The sequence below is a fragment of the Psychrobacter immobilis genome, from assembly GCF_904846225.1.
Taxonomy (GTDB): domain Bacteria; phylum Pseudomonadota; class Gammaproteobacteria; order Pseudomonadales; family Moraxellaceae; genus Psychrobacter; species Psychrobacter immobilis_F.
The window spans coordinates 75,964-90,675 of record NZ_CAJGZJ010000002.1 but is presented as its reverse complement, the minus strand read 5'-3'; the positions used below and the strand labels follow the sequence as shown (position 1 = coordinate 90,675).

The following is a 14,712-nucleotide window of genomic DNA, read 5'->3' as shown; positions in this document are numbered from 1 at the left end:
ATTTGTAACTACCTTTTTTAAGTCTACTATCTAAACTCTTCTGGAATATAGACAGGCTGTATATCGCCTGCCTTTTGAATTAAACGAACCTTTCTACTATCTGAAATAATAGGAAATTTTTCAATATCTACAGTTTTTATATGTTCATTTTCAGTAACATTTTCAGATATATAGTTTATGTATTCTTGACTAGAAAAGCATATTCTAATTATATCTTTATTTAAAATATCACTCAAGACTTCAGTGTCGTCTGAACTTTTGATATGAATCAACCTATTTCTTATTTCTAGTAGCTCCATTAAGCTTGACCAAAACTTAGTTTGCTTGATTTCTGGCAATTTGTATATATCAGTAATAACCAGATTTATTTTTTCTTTCCACGGAATATATCTTTCAATTTGCTCTTTGTTATAAATCTCTTTTTTTCTTGTAGTGGTTTTTTCCCAAATAAAATCTTTTGGTATAGATAAGTTTACGAAAGTCTCTAAAGCAGTAAAACTGAATATAATAGACTTTTGAGCTTGCTCGATAAATTCATATACTTCCAAAGTATGACCTATCATTTTCTCACCAAGCTCTCTATCTTCTTTTTTCTGTTCGGAAGGAATTATTTTTATCCTGTCTTTTAGTTTTTTAATATTCCTAATTGATTCGTTAGCTATATTAATCTGAAGGGCAACCATACTTGGAGTTAAAAATTGTATTTTTAAATTTTTAATATTTACTTCTTCTACATCTCTTGAAATAAACTTGTAGTTATCTAAGTCGCTAGGAACTAAAACTTTAGGAGGTAGGAACCTAATATCTAATAATCTAAAAGATTCTTCCTTAAATTCAGATATAAGAGCTATTTTTTCATTATTACTTTTCATGTGTATTCCTATTGTAATGAATAAAGTAGGGTGCGCTCCGCGCACTACTTAAGAATTGAATCTTTAAATTGAAAGAATTCTTTAAAGAATAACTAAACATTTGGATATTTGTATAGATAAGAACTTTTAATTTTCTTTAGGTTTGGACGTTGGTGCGAAGGGCGCGCCCTGCAACTTAGAGTTTCTTGGTAGCGTATGCGCAAAAACACACGATATTAAATTCTACTCCACTATTTCCCTGTGCGCCTTCACATCACTTTTCTTACCATCAGGTTTGATTTCAATGGGTAATACCAGCCATTAAGAAAAAACGTGCGTCACCCTAGAGCACGTTTTATCAGTCTACATTATCACCAAATAAATACTCATAGGCTTTATCTACAACCGACAGCACTTCTGCCGTCTTCATCTTTATTACTTTTACTGACCAATAGTGCTCATCAAAATATTTAGGTTGTTTAGGTGACTTATCGGCGTTGAAAAACCTTTCATACTCTTTTAAGTCTTCAGGATAATCGTCTAAATTTTTAGGATTACGATGTATGTGAATGATGACCAGTTTGGTTTCTTCTTTATGATTTATAATAAACGGATACCACCCCTTGTCTCCATATTCATGTGGCTCTATATCCCAAAGATAATCTACAAAATTTTCAAAATCAAAATAGCTATCATCGTATAGGCTCTCTTCGTATTCTTCGATCTTAGCTGGTGTGTACAATGTCGGTTGAAGACCTAATCTTATTCGCTCTTCCACTTTCCACTCAGAACAGTATTGTTTTGCTAAAGCAATCATCAACTCTTTATTACTCAGATGAAATAACGATGGAGATTGGATTTCAAAAACAGCTCTATCACTGAGCGGTGTTAAAAACATACTTTTCATGTTATAAGCCAGATGCGGTGGAATCATTTCTATATCAACGCATAAATTAAGACTATAAAATTCTGCTGTTAGATGCTCAATGACGATAGCAAATTCACTATACGTACCATCTTCATAATAAATGCCAGGATTTCCAAATATCATTTTTTATCTCATTTTAATAAAAGAGTTGAGTATATCCCATCTTACTCCGCCATTTCTCCATGCGTCTTCACATCACCTTTCTTACCATCAGGTTTGATCTCAATAGGCAATACCAATCCCTTAGCAAAGTCATCAGACAGCACATAATCATAGCTGCTGGCAGCGACATCGGGCGTGGTATGAATGACAAGTTTCATATCATTGCCATCGGTTATCTCGTGTGAGACATAGGTGTCGCTCAGCTGATCCAAGACTTTGGATAGCGCCTCATTACTTGCTGTACTCACCGTTAGATTATGCTGAGCAGTGGCATTATCCACATCGAAATATGTCGCATAATCTTTTACATTTTGACTATCGAGCGCAAACGGATATTGATAATTGGCGAGGTTAGCAGGTGTTTCACCACTGGCGACCAATGACCAATCGATAGTATTTGGCGTTGGTATTTGTACTGAAGGCTTCGCTGTCGTTACCGCTGGTTCAGAAGCTTGGCTGGTAGTTTCAGCACTGTTGTCGCATGCAGGCAGCACGCACATACTGACAGTTGCGATGATGATCATACTTATAACGCGCTTAACCATCGACGTATCCTCTTTATGATTGGACGAGCATTTTTTTATAAGTGCTTCTTACATTATTACTATTTTGACAGCTTTCGTGCTGCTTCTCTAGCGAAATGCAGCAAACATGCGCTTGTTATGAAAATATCAAAGTAATAGCCGTATTTTTAAAAACGCGCACAAAAAAACAGCCATCATTAGATGACTGTTTTTTTGTTTATTTACTTTATATTTGCTATAGATTTTGCTTGTAGCTACTAACTAGATTTGGCAGTTTACTTGGTATTCTTTACCGTTCGCCCATTTGATTGCAAAGATACCTTTGTCGCCTTTCATGTGCCATGCGTAGGCCGCTTCTGGGTTTGAGTCATTGACATAGCTTGCCGTATCACCTTGCACACCGCCGTTCAAGACGATCTTTTGCTCTGTCCATTTTACTTTTGGCAAGGTCGCATTTACCATGGCTTGTTTTTTATTAATAGACTGTTTTGCCATGATTTTGCTGCCATCAGTACAAGTATAAGGGGCTGCTGCCATACGGTCATAAGCGGCATCAGGCATGCTATCTTTAACAGGCATGTTATCTTCAGCAGGCGTTTCTGAGGCATTTGGCGTAGTAGTAGGGGCAGTGGTCGCACAAGCACTTAGCAATGCAAGGGCAGGTAGGGCAGTTACAATTTTAGTTAAGGTCTTCATAAGTTTCTCCAAATTAAATTCGTTTTTATGTATATATTCTTAATAATGCGTTAAGTATATAGCGCACATGGTAACCAAAACAGTTCGTAGATAATGTTGGAAATTGTTTGTTACGTATTTGCTGAGTTACCCAATCACTGAGTAATGTAACGTGATATGTATAGTGCTTTGGAGTGTTGCTCAGTTTAAATCACTGCAGGATTAAATGAGGCTATTCAAATAAAAAGCGTCTACCGACTAAGAAGCGCCTATCAAATAAAAAGCACCTAGCGATTTTTAGTCGATAGGCGCTTTTATTGAGCTGAATTAAGACGTTTAAACTATTTCGTTTTACGCGGTGGCAGACCTGTGTGCTGAGTTTGGAAATTGCCTTTACTCACGCGTTTTTTGCTGGTAGAGTTTTTGCCAACAGGGCTATTGGTTGACGAGCTGTTTGCCGCTGAGCTATGGCTACGCTTCACCGAGTCATTACCAAGGCGACTATTCTTTTTGCGCGCTGACTGATAGCTGTCTTGCGCAGCATCGCGACCTTCCAAACTGGCATTGAATGGCGGAATCAAGCAGCCACGGTTTTTGCCAATCAAATCACTGCGTCCCATATCTTGCAGCGCTTTACGCAGCATGACCCAGTTTTTTGGATCGTGATAACGGAGGAACGCTTTGTGCAATTTACGCTGCTTACCAGACTTGACGATATCCATATCACCTTCACTACGGCTAATCTTATGTAGTGGGTCTTTGTGCGTATGATACATGGTGGTCGCTGTCGCCATCGGACTTGGATAAAACGCTTGTACTTGGTCAGCGCGATAGCCATGACTTTTTAGCCAAAGCGCAAGGTTCATCATGTCTTCATCTTTAGTGCCCGGATGGGCGGCGATGAAGTAAGGAATCAAATATTGCTCTTTGCCTGCTTCTTGACTGTACTGCTCAAACATAGCTTTGAATTTATCATAGCTGCCCATGCCAGGCTTCATCATCTTCGACAAGACATTTTCTTCAGAATGCTCAGGCGCAATTTTTAGATATCCGCCGACATGATGGCTGACCAGCTCTTTGACATATTCAGGATCTTTGACCGCCAAATCATAACGCAATCCTGACGCGATCAGGATTTTTTTCACGCCTTTGATATCACGAGCTTTACGGTATAATTTGGTTAAATTGCTGTGATCGGTGATTAGGTTTTCACAGACATCAGGATAGACGCAAGAGGGCTTGCGGCAGTTCTTTTCGATGGTGTCGTCTTTGCAGCTGAGACGGTACATGTTTGCCGTGGGGCCACCAAGATCAGAAATCACGCCAGTAAAGTTGGGCGCGGTATCACGAATCGCTTCAACTTCGCGCAAGATTGAATCTTCTGAGCGGCTTTGAATAATACGTCCTTCGTGCTCAGTGATTGAGCAAAAAGTACAACCACCAAAACAGCCACGCATAATATTGACAGAAAATTTAATCATGTCATAAGCAGGAATACGCGCATCGCCATAGCTTGGATGCGGCAGACGTGCGTACGGCAAATCAAACACATAATCCATCTCTTCAGTTGAGAGCGGAATCGGTGGCGGATTGAGCCAAACATCGATGGAGGTATATGAATTACCAGCACCGCTGCTATGACGTTGTACCAGCGCACGAGCATTACCCGGATTGGTCTCAAGATGCAAGATACGGCTGGCATGAGCATAAAGCACCGGATCAGATTTAACGTGCTCATAATCAGGCAAGCGAATCACCGTTTGCTCACGTGGCGGCATTTTTAGCTTATGTTTACGGGCAGTCATTGGCTTGTCAAAGCCGCGCATTTGTACGACTTGCGTTTCTTCGTCGACTTGATGAGCATTGAGAATTTTGTTACTTACTGGCTCAGAAACGAAACCTTGATACTTAGATGACATTGATGATTGCGACATCATCGCTTGTCCAACTGGCGAATCGGTAGGTTTGTCTTGTTCAATGGAGCATTGATCGACGTCTTCGGTCATCACATAAGGATTGATAATCGGATCAACACGACCAACGGTATCGACATCGTTACTGGCGACCTCGGTCATATCTTGTTGCCAATGGCGACGCGTTGGGGTCAATAGATACGACGTACCGCGCAACTTGCTCATTTGCTCAAAGCTATAGCCTTTTGATAAACCATGTACCACATCGACAATGGCACGTTCAGCATTACCATACAATAAGACATCGGCACGGGCATCAAGCAAAATACTGCGACGGACTTTATCCGACCAGTAATCATAATGAGCGATACGGCGTAAACTGCCTTCGATACCGCCCAAGATAATCGGCACATCAGGATACGCTTCACGGCAGCGCTGGCTATAGACGATAGCCGCGCGGTCAGGACGTTTGTTGGCGACATTACCGGGCGAGTACGCGTCATCACTACGGATTTTGCGATCTGCGGTGTAACGGTTAATCATGCTGTCCATGTTGCCCGCTGTCACGCCATATGCATAAACAGGTTTACCCAGTTCCATAAAGGCGTCTTTGCTCTTCCAATCTGGCTGGGCAATGATGCCAACGCGAAACCCCTGCGACTCTAGCAAGCGTCCGATAATCGCCATACCAAAACTTGGATGATCGACATACGCATCGCCTGAAATGATGATGACATCACAGGCATCCCAGCCCAAATCGTCCATTTCTTTGCGGCTCATCGGCAGATAAGGCGCAGGCTCGTAGCAGCTCGCCCAATGTTTGTCATAATCGTAAAGTGGTTTGGTGCCTTGTTTAAAGGCGGTGCGAGCAATGGTATCGGCAGACATGGGCAGACCTGTTGAGTAGAAAATGGCACTAAAAAACCACCGTTATTCATCAAGAATAATGACGGCTCATTTAAAGGCGCTCATTTTAACATGAATTACACTCATGATGCGATAAAGGATTAGCGATAAGTTATTGATAGCGTGAGAGAATGTACCAGTAAGAATGGTTTTCAATCTGTCAAAACCATTCTTACTTTAGACTAAAGTTTAGTATAAAAAAGCATTAGACGTTTACTTTTCTAATTTTCTAACAACTGAAATGGGAAGGTAACGACATCAAATGCTAAGGCAAAGGGTAATAAAACTAGCTTCTGAACTGTATTTGCGCCACTACGATGGACTTGGTTTTGCTGACTTTGTGTATAAAATTTCACCATATAGGGCTTGGTCAAAGCGCGATAATTCGACTGGATGATGCTCAAGTTACTGACTTGTGGATAGATAGCCCCTTTAACTGGCACGCTAAAGCAAAAGCGCTGAGCATTGATACGCTGGTCACTGGCTGAGGTGCAATCGCGGCCATTATTCTGCAAAAAGAACTGATAGTCAGAGCGTTTAAACTCATCTTTTAATTTGGCGTAAGACAGTTTCATCTCACCCTGAAAGTAACCATCATTGTTGGGCACATAAAAATTCATCTCATTATCGACTTGAATGTTTTTTGGCGTCAGGTTAGTTAACAGATTGACCATTTCTGTCCCGCCTTGGGTCAACACATAGCTGTTTTTTTCACCGACGATAACCATCGTCGCGTTGGGCATTTTTGGTAAAGCCTGAGCAGGACGACCAAAGGCGACGATCTGATCTTCAGACAATGTGGTTTTAGTCGTTTGAGTACTGACGTGATTGTCACTTTCTAACAATGAGCTGGTGGCACAGCCTGAGCTGGCGAGCAATGCTGTGAGCGATGCGCCTATAACCACAGTTTTCAAATTCAATCGTTTCTGTAAAGCATTTTTATGCTTGCTACTATTCGTTTTTTGCAATTTATCGAGAGCGCTATCTTTATGCTGGTTCATGGTAAGGCTTCCTTGTCTGTAACAATCGACTACGGTGATGAAAGGTTCATATCTGGTTAGGGCATGTCCTCAATCTGAACAAAAGCGACTAAACGGGCTAAAAATAGCTAAATCTTGCCAAACTATGTCAAATAGCCAGTCAATATCTCGATATTATCTGCACTATTTTCCTTGTTTGGCTGCCATTTATCTTATTTTTATCACCATTTTCAGATTGAGGACACGCCCTAGTATTTATTATCAAACTTCCGTTCACATCGTACCTCGTTTGGTCGATAATTATCTACTTATAATTGACAATAAAGACGGATTAAAATTAATCGTTATATTTACCTCACTTAATCCAGCAAAATCTTTGTGCCACTTTTAGTTAAATTCATCACAAACTGGCTGGTAAAACGGCGTACGTTATTTTCATAAGTCAATAAATTACGAGTGAATTGATGATAATCATTCATATTTTTGGCATTTATCATCAACATAAAATCGGCATCACCGGATACCTCATAGCAGCTCATTACTTGTGGCTGTGCATGCATCAAACGCTCAAACCGATGTTGCATCGAGTTATTAGAGCGCGACATCTCTATCATCACCACTGCCGTCAGACCGTAGCCCACCTTGTTGGGGTCAACGATAGCGACTTGCTTGGTAATGATGCCATTGCTTATCAGTGATTGGATGCGGCGTTGAGCCGTTGCGATAGAGATGTGAACACGTTCCGCCACCGTTTTTAACGGTAGTGTCGCGTCATCTTGTAGCAAGTTTAAAATGGCTTTATCAATATCATCTAGATTTGGATTCATTATAGTTCCTCAAAAGTCTCATTATTAAATATCTCTCTCTCACTATCATAAACAATGACTATGAATAACCACTATAAATTAAAAAATGATAAATAATTCAGATATTAGTCATAAATTGATAAATTCAATCAATAATAAATGAATATAGAGAAATTTTTTCGTAGCACCTTAGTAGAATAGCTCCTAACAAACCAAGCTTCATTGGAAAAATAATCAGCTCAGATGACATTTGGTTTTCAAAAATAACAACTGATCTTTTTGATCTCTATTCAAACTCGTGGTGTTTTTATGTTTACTTCAATGCTTTCTACTGTCTTCGCAAATACACTAGCCACGACTGTCTCGCGCTTGCCGTTGCCTGCGATTTGGACAGCGGGTAGCACTCAGCAACGCACATTGATATTGGGCGTAGTATTGGCAGTATTATCAAACGTATTGTTTGGCGTCCTCTATGCTTATAGCAGCTTTTTAGCGCCATTGTCAGGCACGCAAGTATTTATTTGGCGTATGCTGGCGATGTGGGCAGCATTGATAGGTTATTTGATTATTAGTGGGCGCTTAGGTTTGCATGTTGGTAAATTAAAAGCGATAACAGGAATCAAGCAATGGGCATGGCTATTGTTACCCACGCCGATATTTCTCAGTCAGTTTTGGCTCTTTATGTGGGCACCAGTTAATGGGCAAGGCGTACAAACGGCGATGGGTTATTTTTTATTCCCATTGATGATGGTGGTGTTTGGTTGCGTCTTATTTGGCGAAAAACTCAGCCGCCTGCAATGGTTGGCCGTGGCATTTGCTGCATTAGGCGTGGGCAGTGAAATTGTACGCACGCAAAGTGTCTCTTGGGCAACACTTTGGGTTTGCGGCACTTATCCTATTTATTATATCTTGCGCCGTCTGCAAGGTATTGGCGCAGTGACTGGATTATTGGTTGATTTAACGATATTCGCGCCATTTGCCTTGGCCTATTTGTTTTTTGTGGCACCCAGTAGTTTGATACTCGTTAGCGGTTCTGGTTTCTTTATTATGATGCTGGCAGGATTGGGTGTACTTAGTGTTTTGGCGATGAAAACCAACGTTGATGCCAGTCAAATGCTGCCCGTGAACGTTTATGGCATGATGAGTTATTTAGAACCAGCATTGTTGTTCATTTTGGCAATAACCGTATTGGGCAATCCGTTTGAATCAGCGATGATCTATAGTTATGGGCTGATTTGGCTAGGCATTGTTTGTTTGATCATCCACGGTGTACGTCAATTGCGCCGCGCTCGTAAAGGAATGCACATGGAAAAAATGGCCAATGCCGTTTAAAGAGTCATGAATGAAACCGATTTATCCAATAAAAAGGACGATTTAACAAAATGTCAAATCGTCCTTTTGGTGTTAGATTAAAATAATCGATCTTTAATCTAAATGCTGTTTAAAGCCGCGCTGCTTATCACGTTCCCAGTCACGGTCTTTTAGCGTTTTACGTTTGTCATGCTGCTTTTTACCCAGTGCCAAGCCGATTTGGCATTTCACTAGCGAATTTTTCCAATAGCAAGACAGCGGCACGCAGGCATAGCCTTTTTGATTGACAGCACCAAACAGTTTTTCAATCTCGCGGCGATTGAGCAGCAGCTTACGAGTACGAGTACTATCCGGACTGACGTGCGTTGAGCTGGATAGCAATGGCTGAATATGCGCGCCAAATAAGAAGGCTTCATTATTACGGAAGATGACATACGCTTCGGTAATTGTCATTTTACCTGCACGAATCGCTTTGACTTCCCAGCCTTGTAGTGCCAGACCTGCCTCAAATGCCTCTTCGATAAAGTACTCATGACGAGCCTTTTTATTCGCACAAATTTGATTGTCCGGTTTTTTTGATTTTTTTGACATAATTTCTCCATAAGAACCCATTAAAAATGTGGCGTTCTTATCTAACTAGTCCCACTAATTCCTCATCCTAACCCGGTCATTTGGATTGTCTTACCTTTAAATTGTCTTTTACTTAAATGATAAGAAATAAGACGGATGAGTCGAACCCGCTATTGTAGCAAAGCCTTTGGCGAAAAGGTAAGTCTGCTGTTAGGACAAATGTAGCAGATAAGTATTAAGTTTGAGCAAAATTTGCTAGCATATGGCCTAATATCATTGAACTTATTAGCCACGCTATGAACCCTTCTACTTCTTCAAAATTGCACACCAAAATTTTATATCCCGGTACTTTTGACCCCATTACCAACGGACATGTGGACTTAGTCACGCGCGCCACCAAATTATTCGATGAGGTTGTCATTGCCGTTGCCTCAGGGCATCACAAAAAGCCTTTATTTGATTTCGAGGAGCGTGTCGGCTTAGTCAAGACCGTATTTGCTGATTTACCGCAAGTATCGGTGATTGGTTTTAAAGGTTTGCTGGTCGATTTTATGCGTGAAAAAAATGCCACGGCAGTTTTGCGCGGTCTGCGAGCCATGTCAGATTTTGAATATGAATTTCAGCTGGCTAATATGAATCGTGAGCTTGACGAAAACTTTGAAGCGGTATTTTTGACGCCTTCCCAAAATTATTCGTTTATCTCGTCTACTATGATTCGTGAAATTGCAAAACTGGGCGGCGATGTGACGAAATTTGTGCCGTCTTGTGTCTCGCAAGCCTTTGTTGAAAAACTGAAGCTCAAGTAGGTTTAAATACGCAGTTAAAAACAGGCATTAATTAGATAAAGTATGGGCTGATAGTAAGTAGTAAAATAGTCAAAGTATAGTCAGTCTTAAATAAAATAAGTTCAAATATTATCACGCGCTACTGGTATAAATTTTCCTTGCTTGCTGTGCTTACGCAGACAGAGGCGGCGCAAAACTTATCCGAGTAGCGCTGTGTTTTTCATAGTGGATCAACTGTAGTACAGCAGTCAAAAATTATCCGTTACAAGTAAAACAAAAAAGGAGCAGTTTATGGCGCTATTAATCACTGATGAATGCATCAATTGTGACGTCTGCGAGCCTGCCTGCCCGAATGGGGCTATCTCAGAAGGGGACGATATCTATGTTATCGACCCCGATTTATGCACCGAATGCGTGGGTCATTTTGACGAGCCGCAATGTGTGGTCATCTGTCCCGTTGACTGTATTCCTCATGACCCAAATTATGTCGAAACCGAAAGCGATTTGATGTCAAAGTATAAGCGTATTACTGGTCAATAAAATATGAAAATATTATCTACAAAATCAACAGACGACTTTGACCAGCAACACCTTTGGCATCCTTACGCCAGTTTGCCGCCGACTTATCCAAATATCGTTATTGACCATGCAGAAGGCATTTATATCGTCACTCAAGATGGCAGGCGTCTGATTGATGGGATGTCGTCTTGGTGGGCGAGCGTTCATGGCTATAATCACGCCGTGCTTAATGAGGCGATTATCAAGCAATTGGGTAAGATGGCACATGTGATGTTTGGCGGCTTGACGCACCAACCCGCCATAGATTTGGGTAAAAAACTGCTGTCTATTGTCCCTTCTGGGCTTGAGGCGATATTTTATGCCGACAGTGGCAGCATTGCGGTAGAAGTGGCGTTAAAAATGGCATTGCAATATCAAGTTGCTGCCAATCGGCCAGCCAAGCAGCAGTTTGCCTCAACTCACTCTGGTTATTATGGCGATACATGGCATGCGATGAGTGTTTGCGACCCAGTCGCTGGCATGCACAATTTATATGGCAAACAATTACCGATGCAGTATTTTGTGCCATCACCGCCACTCGGATTTGAGCGTGCGTTAACCCAAAGCGAGCGTGATGCATTAACCGTATTTTTTGCTGAAAATAGCGATAAACTTGCCGGATTTATTATTGAGCCAATCATTCAAGGCGCAGGTGGAATGCGCTTTTACAGCCCTGAGTATTTACAGTTATTGCGCCAATTGTGCGATGAGCATGACGTATTATTGATTGCTGATGAAATTGCGACAGGTTTTGGTCGTAGTGGCAAGCTGTTTGCTTGTGAGCATGCCGATATCAGTCCTGATATTATGACGATTGGAAAGGCGCTGACAGGTGGTTATATGACCTTTGCTGCCACTTTGTGTACACGAAAAATAGCGGACACCATTAGCCAAAGTGATTATCCAGCGCTTATGCATGGCCCAACCTTTATGGGTAATCCTTTGGCTTGCGCCGTCGCTTGTGCCTCAATTGATCTAATAATGTCTTACGATATTGAAACGCGCACAGAAAATATGCAGGCCATCATGGAGCAGCAACTCATCTCTGCTGCAACTTTAGAGGGTGTCGCCGAAGTGCGTTGTTTGGGAGCCGTAGCAGTAATCGAGCTAAATGATGCCGTTGATATGCCGATCTTTCAGTCATTGCTCATTGATAATGGCATTTGGGTCAGACCGTTCGGTAAACTGGTCTATATCATGCCGCCTTATATCATCACTGATGAGGAGCTAGAGGCTTTATGCCAGTCACTACTCACTGTCGTCACGTCTTATTTGAAGCAGATTTTTTTGACTAAAAAGGGTTAGCTATGAGCGTGCTATTTATCTCTGGTATCGATACCGATATTGGCAAAACCTATGCCACTGGTCTGCTTGCCAAAGCACTTATGCAGCAGGGCATCGATGTCATAACCCAAAAGCTGGTACAAACAGGTGTCGCAATAGATAGATATAGCGGTGAGATGAACATGGCTGATGATATTGTTACCCATCGCGAATTGATGGGTATGCCGCTACAGCCGTGTGACCTTGATTTTACAACCTGTCCGTATCGATATGAAAAACCTGCGTCACCGCATTTATCAGCACGACTTTCAAAGCAAACGCTCAACCCTGAAATGATTACCAATGCGACACGCCGCTTGCAAGCAGATTATGATGTGGTGTTATTGGAAGGCGCTGGTGGCTTACTTGTGCCCATCACTGAGCAATTATTAACCTTGGATTATATTGCCTCTCAAAATTATCCTATTATTTTGGTTACCTCTGGGCGCTTGGGTAGTATCAATCATACGTTGCTGAGCTTAGAAGCCATAACGTCGCGTGGTTTAAAGGTTCATAGCGTTATTTATAATCATATTCACGATGCTGCTGATAATACCGATGCTGAGATTGCGAATAGCACGATTGATTTTTTACAACATTATCTCAAGAAAAATTATCCAGACACTCACTGGTTACAGCTGGCACAACAAGATAAAAACGACTCGAATGCTAATGAGCTAACGTTACCAAAAGATTTTATTTAAATAATCGAATACGGGAATATAAATAATCTAAAAAGACATTCCCACGCAGTCATTAGTTTTGCTATACTAGCGCGCTTGGTAGACTAGGCAATCGCCGCTGCACACTGGCAACAGATGAGCAGGGGAGGAAAGTCCGGGCTACATAGGGCAGCGTGCCAGCTAACGGCTGGGCAGGGTAACTTGACGACCAGTGCAGCAGAGAGTAGACCGCCTGTGGCATCGCAAGATGTTATCGGTAAGGGTGAAAGGGTGCGGTAAGAGCGCACCGCGTGGCTGGCAACAGTTCACGGCATGGTAAACTCCACGCGTAGCAAGACCAAATAGGCATCGGCATGGCGCGGCCCGCGTTCGATGCGGGTAGGTTGCTTGAGCGTATTAGCGATGATACGCCTAGAGGAATGATTGTCCACGACAGAACCCGGCTTATCGGTTTACCAAACCTTTTTATTGTTCGTTTTTATCGTTAGTAGTATCAATATTTGCCATTAATTTGAATAAAATTCCTATTTTTTGCAAAAAAACGATAATTAGGGGTTGACGTTAGTCACTTCTATCGGTATTATACCGAGCCTTAAATGGCGATGTAGCTCAGCTGGTTAGAGCGCATGACTCATAATCGTGAGGTCAAGAGTTCAAGTCTCTTCATCGCCACCATTTATAGCAAGACTGCAGTATTAAAAAAGCCAATCCTTTGCGATTGGTTTTTTTTTTGCGTTCAATAAATGAGTGAGAAACAGATAACATAGTTAAATACTGATCAAATTTAACTAAATTTGCTATTACTTACCTACTAGTTTCTTGCTAAATCATAGGTTTATCTGTTTAGAAACAGATTAATTGTTGTAACTTGTGTCGCGCTTACTTATCATAGGGACTGTTTTCGGTAAAGTCATGTAACGCTATGTCTGTACAATTGCCTCCTTATCGTCCTATCAAGCATCGCAGTGGCCTCAAAGTCATGGGTGCGGCATTTCACGCTTTGCTGATGCGTGAGCTACAAACGCGCTTTGGCGGCTACCGATTGGGTTATTTGTGGGCGCCGTTAGAAATCATTTTCCAAATGCTTATATTTTTAGTGATTTTTGGCGTGATTATTGAACGGACATTACCAGGAATGAGCTTCCCGTTATTTTTGGTTGCCGGAATGGTGCCTTTTCGTATGTTTCAGACGATTGCGACTAGAGCACTAGGAGCGGTTGAAGCCAATCAGGGACTTCTGATGTACCGATCGATACGGCACATTGATGTTATCATTGCTAGATCAGCTTTAGAGTTGGTTATTTATTTTATAACATTTGTTATATTGTTGATTGGATTAGCTTTTTTTAACGATTATGCCAGTTTAGAAAATTTACATATTGTCCTATTTTGTTGGATAACGCTTTTTATGTTTAGTTTTGGTGTCGCCTTGATCATGATGGTGGTCGGTTATTATGGTGGTGAAATTAGTAAAGTAATTGGTATTATTTTCACTATATTATATTTCATGTCTGGGATTATCTATCCTATTCATGTTGTTCCTGAGCCCTATTTTAGTTATCTACTCTATAATCCTTTTATTCATAATATCGAGTTGATAAGACACGCGTTAGCACCGAATTATCCTGCCTATCATATTGATATGAGTTATTTCTTGAAATGGACAGTCGCAGTAAATTTCTTGGGTCTTCTCATGTATAAAGCAGCCGAAAGAGATTTAATACGCTCTAAATAAAT

Annotated in this window: 14 protein-coding genes, 1 tRNA gene and 1 other RNA gene; 8 read left to right on the top strand and 8 right to left on the bottom strand. The window is 41.2% G+C overall.

The genetic code is table 11. The annotated features are described in order from the left end of the window. Positions 1-26: 26 nt before the first annotated feature. The 7 genes from JMX48_RS02070 to JMX48_RS02040 form a co-directional block, all read right to left on the bottom strand. Positions 27-872, bottom strand: a complete 846-nt coding sequence (locus tag JMX48_RS02070) for a hypothetical protein (RefSeq protein ID WP_201533734.1) — start codon at positions 870-872, stop codon at positions 27-29. A 337-nt stretch (positions 873-1,209) separates the two neighbouring features. Then, on the bottom strand, positions 1,210-1,902 hold the full coding sequence (locus tag JMX48_RS02065) for a hypothetical protein (protein WP_201533731.1): 693 nt from the start codon (positions 1,900-1,902) through the stop codon (positions 1,210-1,212). Between the two features lie 41 nt (positions 1,903-1,943). Next, the gene (locus JMX48_RS02060) at positions 1,944-2,465 is read right to left on the bottom strand and encodes a hypothetical protein (protein ID WP_227687855.1); all 522 of its coding nucleotides are present in this window, start codon (positions 2,463-2,465) and stop codon (positions 1,944-1,946) included. Positions 2,466-2,726: 261 nt separating this feature from the next. Then, on the bottom strand, positions 2,727-3,161 hold the full coding sequence (locus JMX48_RS02055; protein ID WP_201533725.1) for a hypothetical protein: 435 nt from the start codon (positions 3,159-3,161) through the stop codon (positions 2,727-2,729). A gap of 320 nt (positions 3,162-3,481) precedes the next feature. Continuing rightward, positions 3,482-5,941: a YgiQ family radical SAM protein gene (locus JMX48_RS02050; RefSeq protein ID WP_201533722.1), complete on the bottom strand. Its 2,460-nt coding sequence runs from the start codon at positions 5,939-5,941 to the stop codon at positions 3,482-3,484. A 239-nt stretch (positions 5,942-6,180) separates the two neighbouring features. After that, positions 6,181-6,960: a hypothetical protein gene (locus tag JMX48_RS02045; protein ID WP_227687854.1), complete on the bottom strand. Its 780-nt coding sequence runs from the start codon at positions 6,958-6,960 to the stop codon at positions 6,181-6,183. Between the two features lie 338 nt (positions 6,961-7,298). Next, a complete protein-coding gene (locus JMX48_RS02040) occupies positions 7,299-7,766 on the bottom strand; it encodes an Lrp/AsnC family transcriptional regulator (protein WP_201533719.1) in 468 nt (155 codons plus the stop codon). 288 nt (positions 7,767-8,054) lie between these two features. Here JMX48_RS02040 and JMX48_RS02035 point away from each other — a divergent pair, with 288 nt between their 5' ends. Then, complete coding sequence (locus JMX48_RS02035; protein WP_265088758.1) at positions 8,055-9,077, top strand: EamA family transporter RarD; 1,023 nt, start codon at positions 8,055-8,057, stop codon at positions 9,075-9,077. Between the two features lie 93 nt (positions 9,078-9,170). Here JMX48_RS02035 and smpB read toward each other — a convergent pair whose 3' ends face one another. Further along, positions 9,171-9,647, bottom strand: a complete 477-nt coding sequence (gene smpB / locus JMX48_RS02030; protein WP_201533717.1) for an SsrA-binding protein SmpB — start codon at positions 9,645-9,647, stop codon at positions 9,171-9,173. A 275-nt stretch (positions 9,648-9,922) separates the two neighbouring features. Between smpB and coaD the strand changes: the two genes are divergently transcribed. The 7 genes from coaD (at position 9,923) to JMX48_RS01995 (ending at position 14,710) form a co-directional block, all read left to right on the top strand. Continuing rightward, the gene (gene coaD, locus JMX48_RS02025) at positions 9,923-10,432 is read left to right on the top strand and encodes a pantetheine-phosphate adenylyltransferase (RefSeq protein ID WP_201533714.1); all 510 of its coding nucleotides are present in this window, start codon (positions 9,923-9,925) and stop codon (positions 10,430-10,432) included. Between the two features lie 270 nt (positions 10,433-10,702). Next, positions 10,703-10,951, top strand: coding sequence for a YfhL family 4Fe-4S dicluster ferredoxin (locus JMX48_RS02020; RefSeq protein WP_201533711.1), 249 nt, complete (start codon positions 10,703-10,705; stop codon positions 10,949-10,951). Positions 10,952-10,954: 3 nt separating this feature from the next. Next, complete coding sequence (gene bioA, locus JMX48_RS02015) at positions 10,955-12,274, top strand: adenosylmethionine--8-amino-7-oxononanoate transaminase (RefSeq protein ID WP_201533708.1); 1,320 nt, start codon at positions 10,955-10,957, stop codon at positions 12,272-12,274. Positions 12,275-12,276: 2 nt separating this feature from the next. Beyond that, positions 12,277-12,996 carry a dethiobiotin synthase gene (gene bioD / locus JMX48_RS02010; RefSeq protein WP_201533706.1) on the top strand — a complete coding sequence of 240 codons (720 nt, stop codon included), beginning with the start codon at positions 12,277-12,279 and terminating at the stop codon, positions 12,994-12,996. 75 nt (positions 12,997-13,071) lie between these two features. Continuing rightward, positions 13,072-13,438: RNase P RNA component class A (gene rnpB / locus JMX48_RS02005), an RNA gene on the top strand. Positions 13,439-13,573: 135 nt separating this feature from the next. Further along, a tRNA-Met gene (locus JMX48_RS02000) sits at positions 13,574-13,650 on the top strand. A gap of 247 nt (positions 13,651-13,897) precedes the next feature. After that, on the top strand, positions 13,898-14,710 hold the full coding sequence (locus JMX48_RS01995) for an ABC transporter permease (protein ID WP_201533704.1): 813 nt from the start codon (positions 13,898-13,900) through the stop codon (positions 14,708-14,710). Positions 14,711-14,712: the final 2 nt, after the last annotated feature.

Coding starts and splice junctions, on each gene's coding strand:
- JMX48_RS02050 (WP_201533722.1), bottom strand. CDS start 5,941: ATGTCTGCCGATACCATTGCTCGCACCGCCTTTAAACAAGGCACCAAA.
- bioD (WP_201533706.1), top strand. CDS start 12,277: ATGAGCGTGCTATTTATCTCTGGTATCGATACCGATATTGGCAAAACC.
- JMX48_RS02035 (WP_265088758.1), top strand. CDS start 8,055: ATGTTTACTTCAATGCTTTCTACTGTCTTCGCAAATACACTAGCCACG.
- JMX48_RS02045 (WP_227687854.1), bottom strand. CDS start 6,960: ATGAACCAGCATAAAGATAGCGCTCTCGATAAATTGCAAAAAACGAAT.
- JMX48_RS02070 (WP_201533734.1), bottom strand. CDS start 872: ATGAAAAGTAATAATGAAAAAATAGCTCTTATATCTGAATTTAAGGAA.
- JMX48_RS02020 (WP_201533711.1), top strand. CDS start 10,703: ATGGCGCTATTAATCACTGATGAATGCATCAATTGTGACGTCTGCGAG.
- JMX48_RS02055 (WP_201533725.1), bottom strand. CDS start 3,161: ATGAAGACCTTAACTAAAATTGTAACTGCCCTACCTGCCCTTGCATTG.
- smpB (WP_201533717.1), bottom strand. CDS start 9,647: ATGTCAAAAAAATCAAAAAAACCGGACAATCAAATTTGTGCGAATAAA.
- JMX48_RS01995 (WP_201533704.1), top strand. CDS start 13,898: ATGTCTGTACAATTGCCTCCTTATCGTCCTATCAAGCATCGCAGTGGC.
- JMX48_RS02060 (WP_227687855.1), bottom strand. CDS start 2,465: ATGATCATCATCGCAACTGTCAGTATGTGCGTGCTGCCTGCATGCGAC.
- coaD (WP_201533714.1), top strand. CDS start 9,923: ATGAACCCTTCTACTTCTTCAAAATTGCACACCAAAATTTTATATCCC.
- bioA (WP_201533708.1), top strand. CDS start 10,955: ATGAAAATATTATCTACAAAATCAACAGACGACTTTGACCAGCAACAC.
- JMX48_RS02040 (WP_201533719.1), bottom strand. CDS start 7,766: ATGAATCCAAATCTAGATGATATTGATAAAGCCATTTTAAACTTGCTA.
- JMX48_RS02065 (WP_201533731.1), bottom strand. CDS start 1,902: ATGATATTTGGAAATCCTGGCATTTATTATGAAGATGGTACGTATAGT.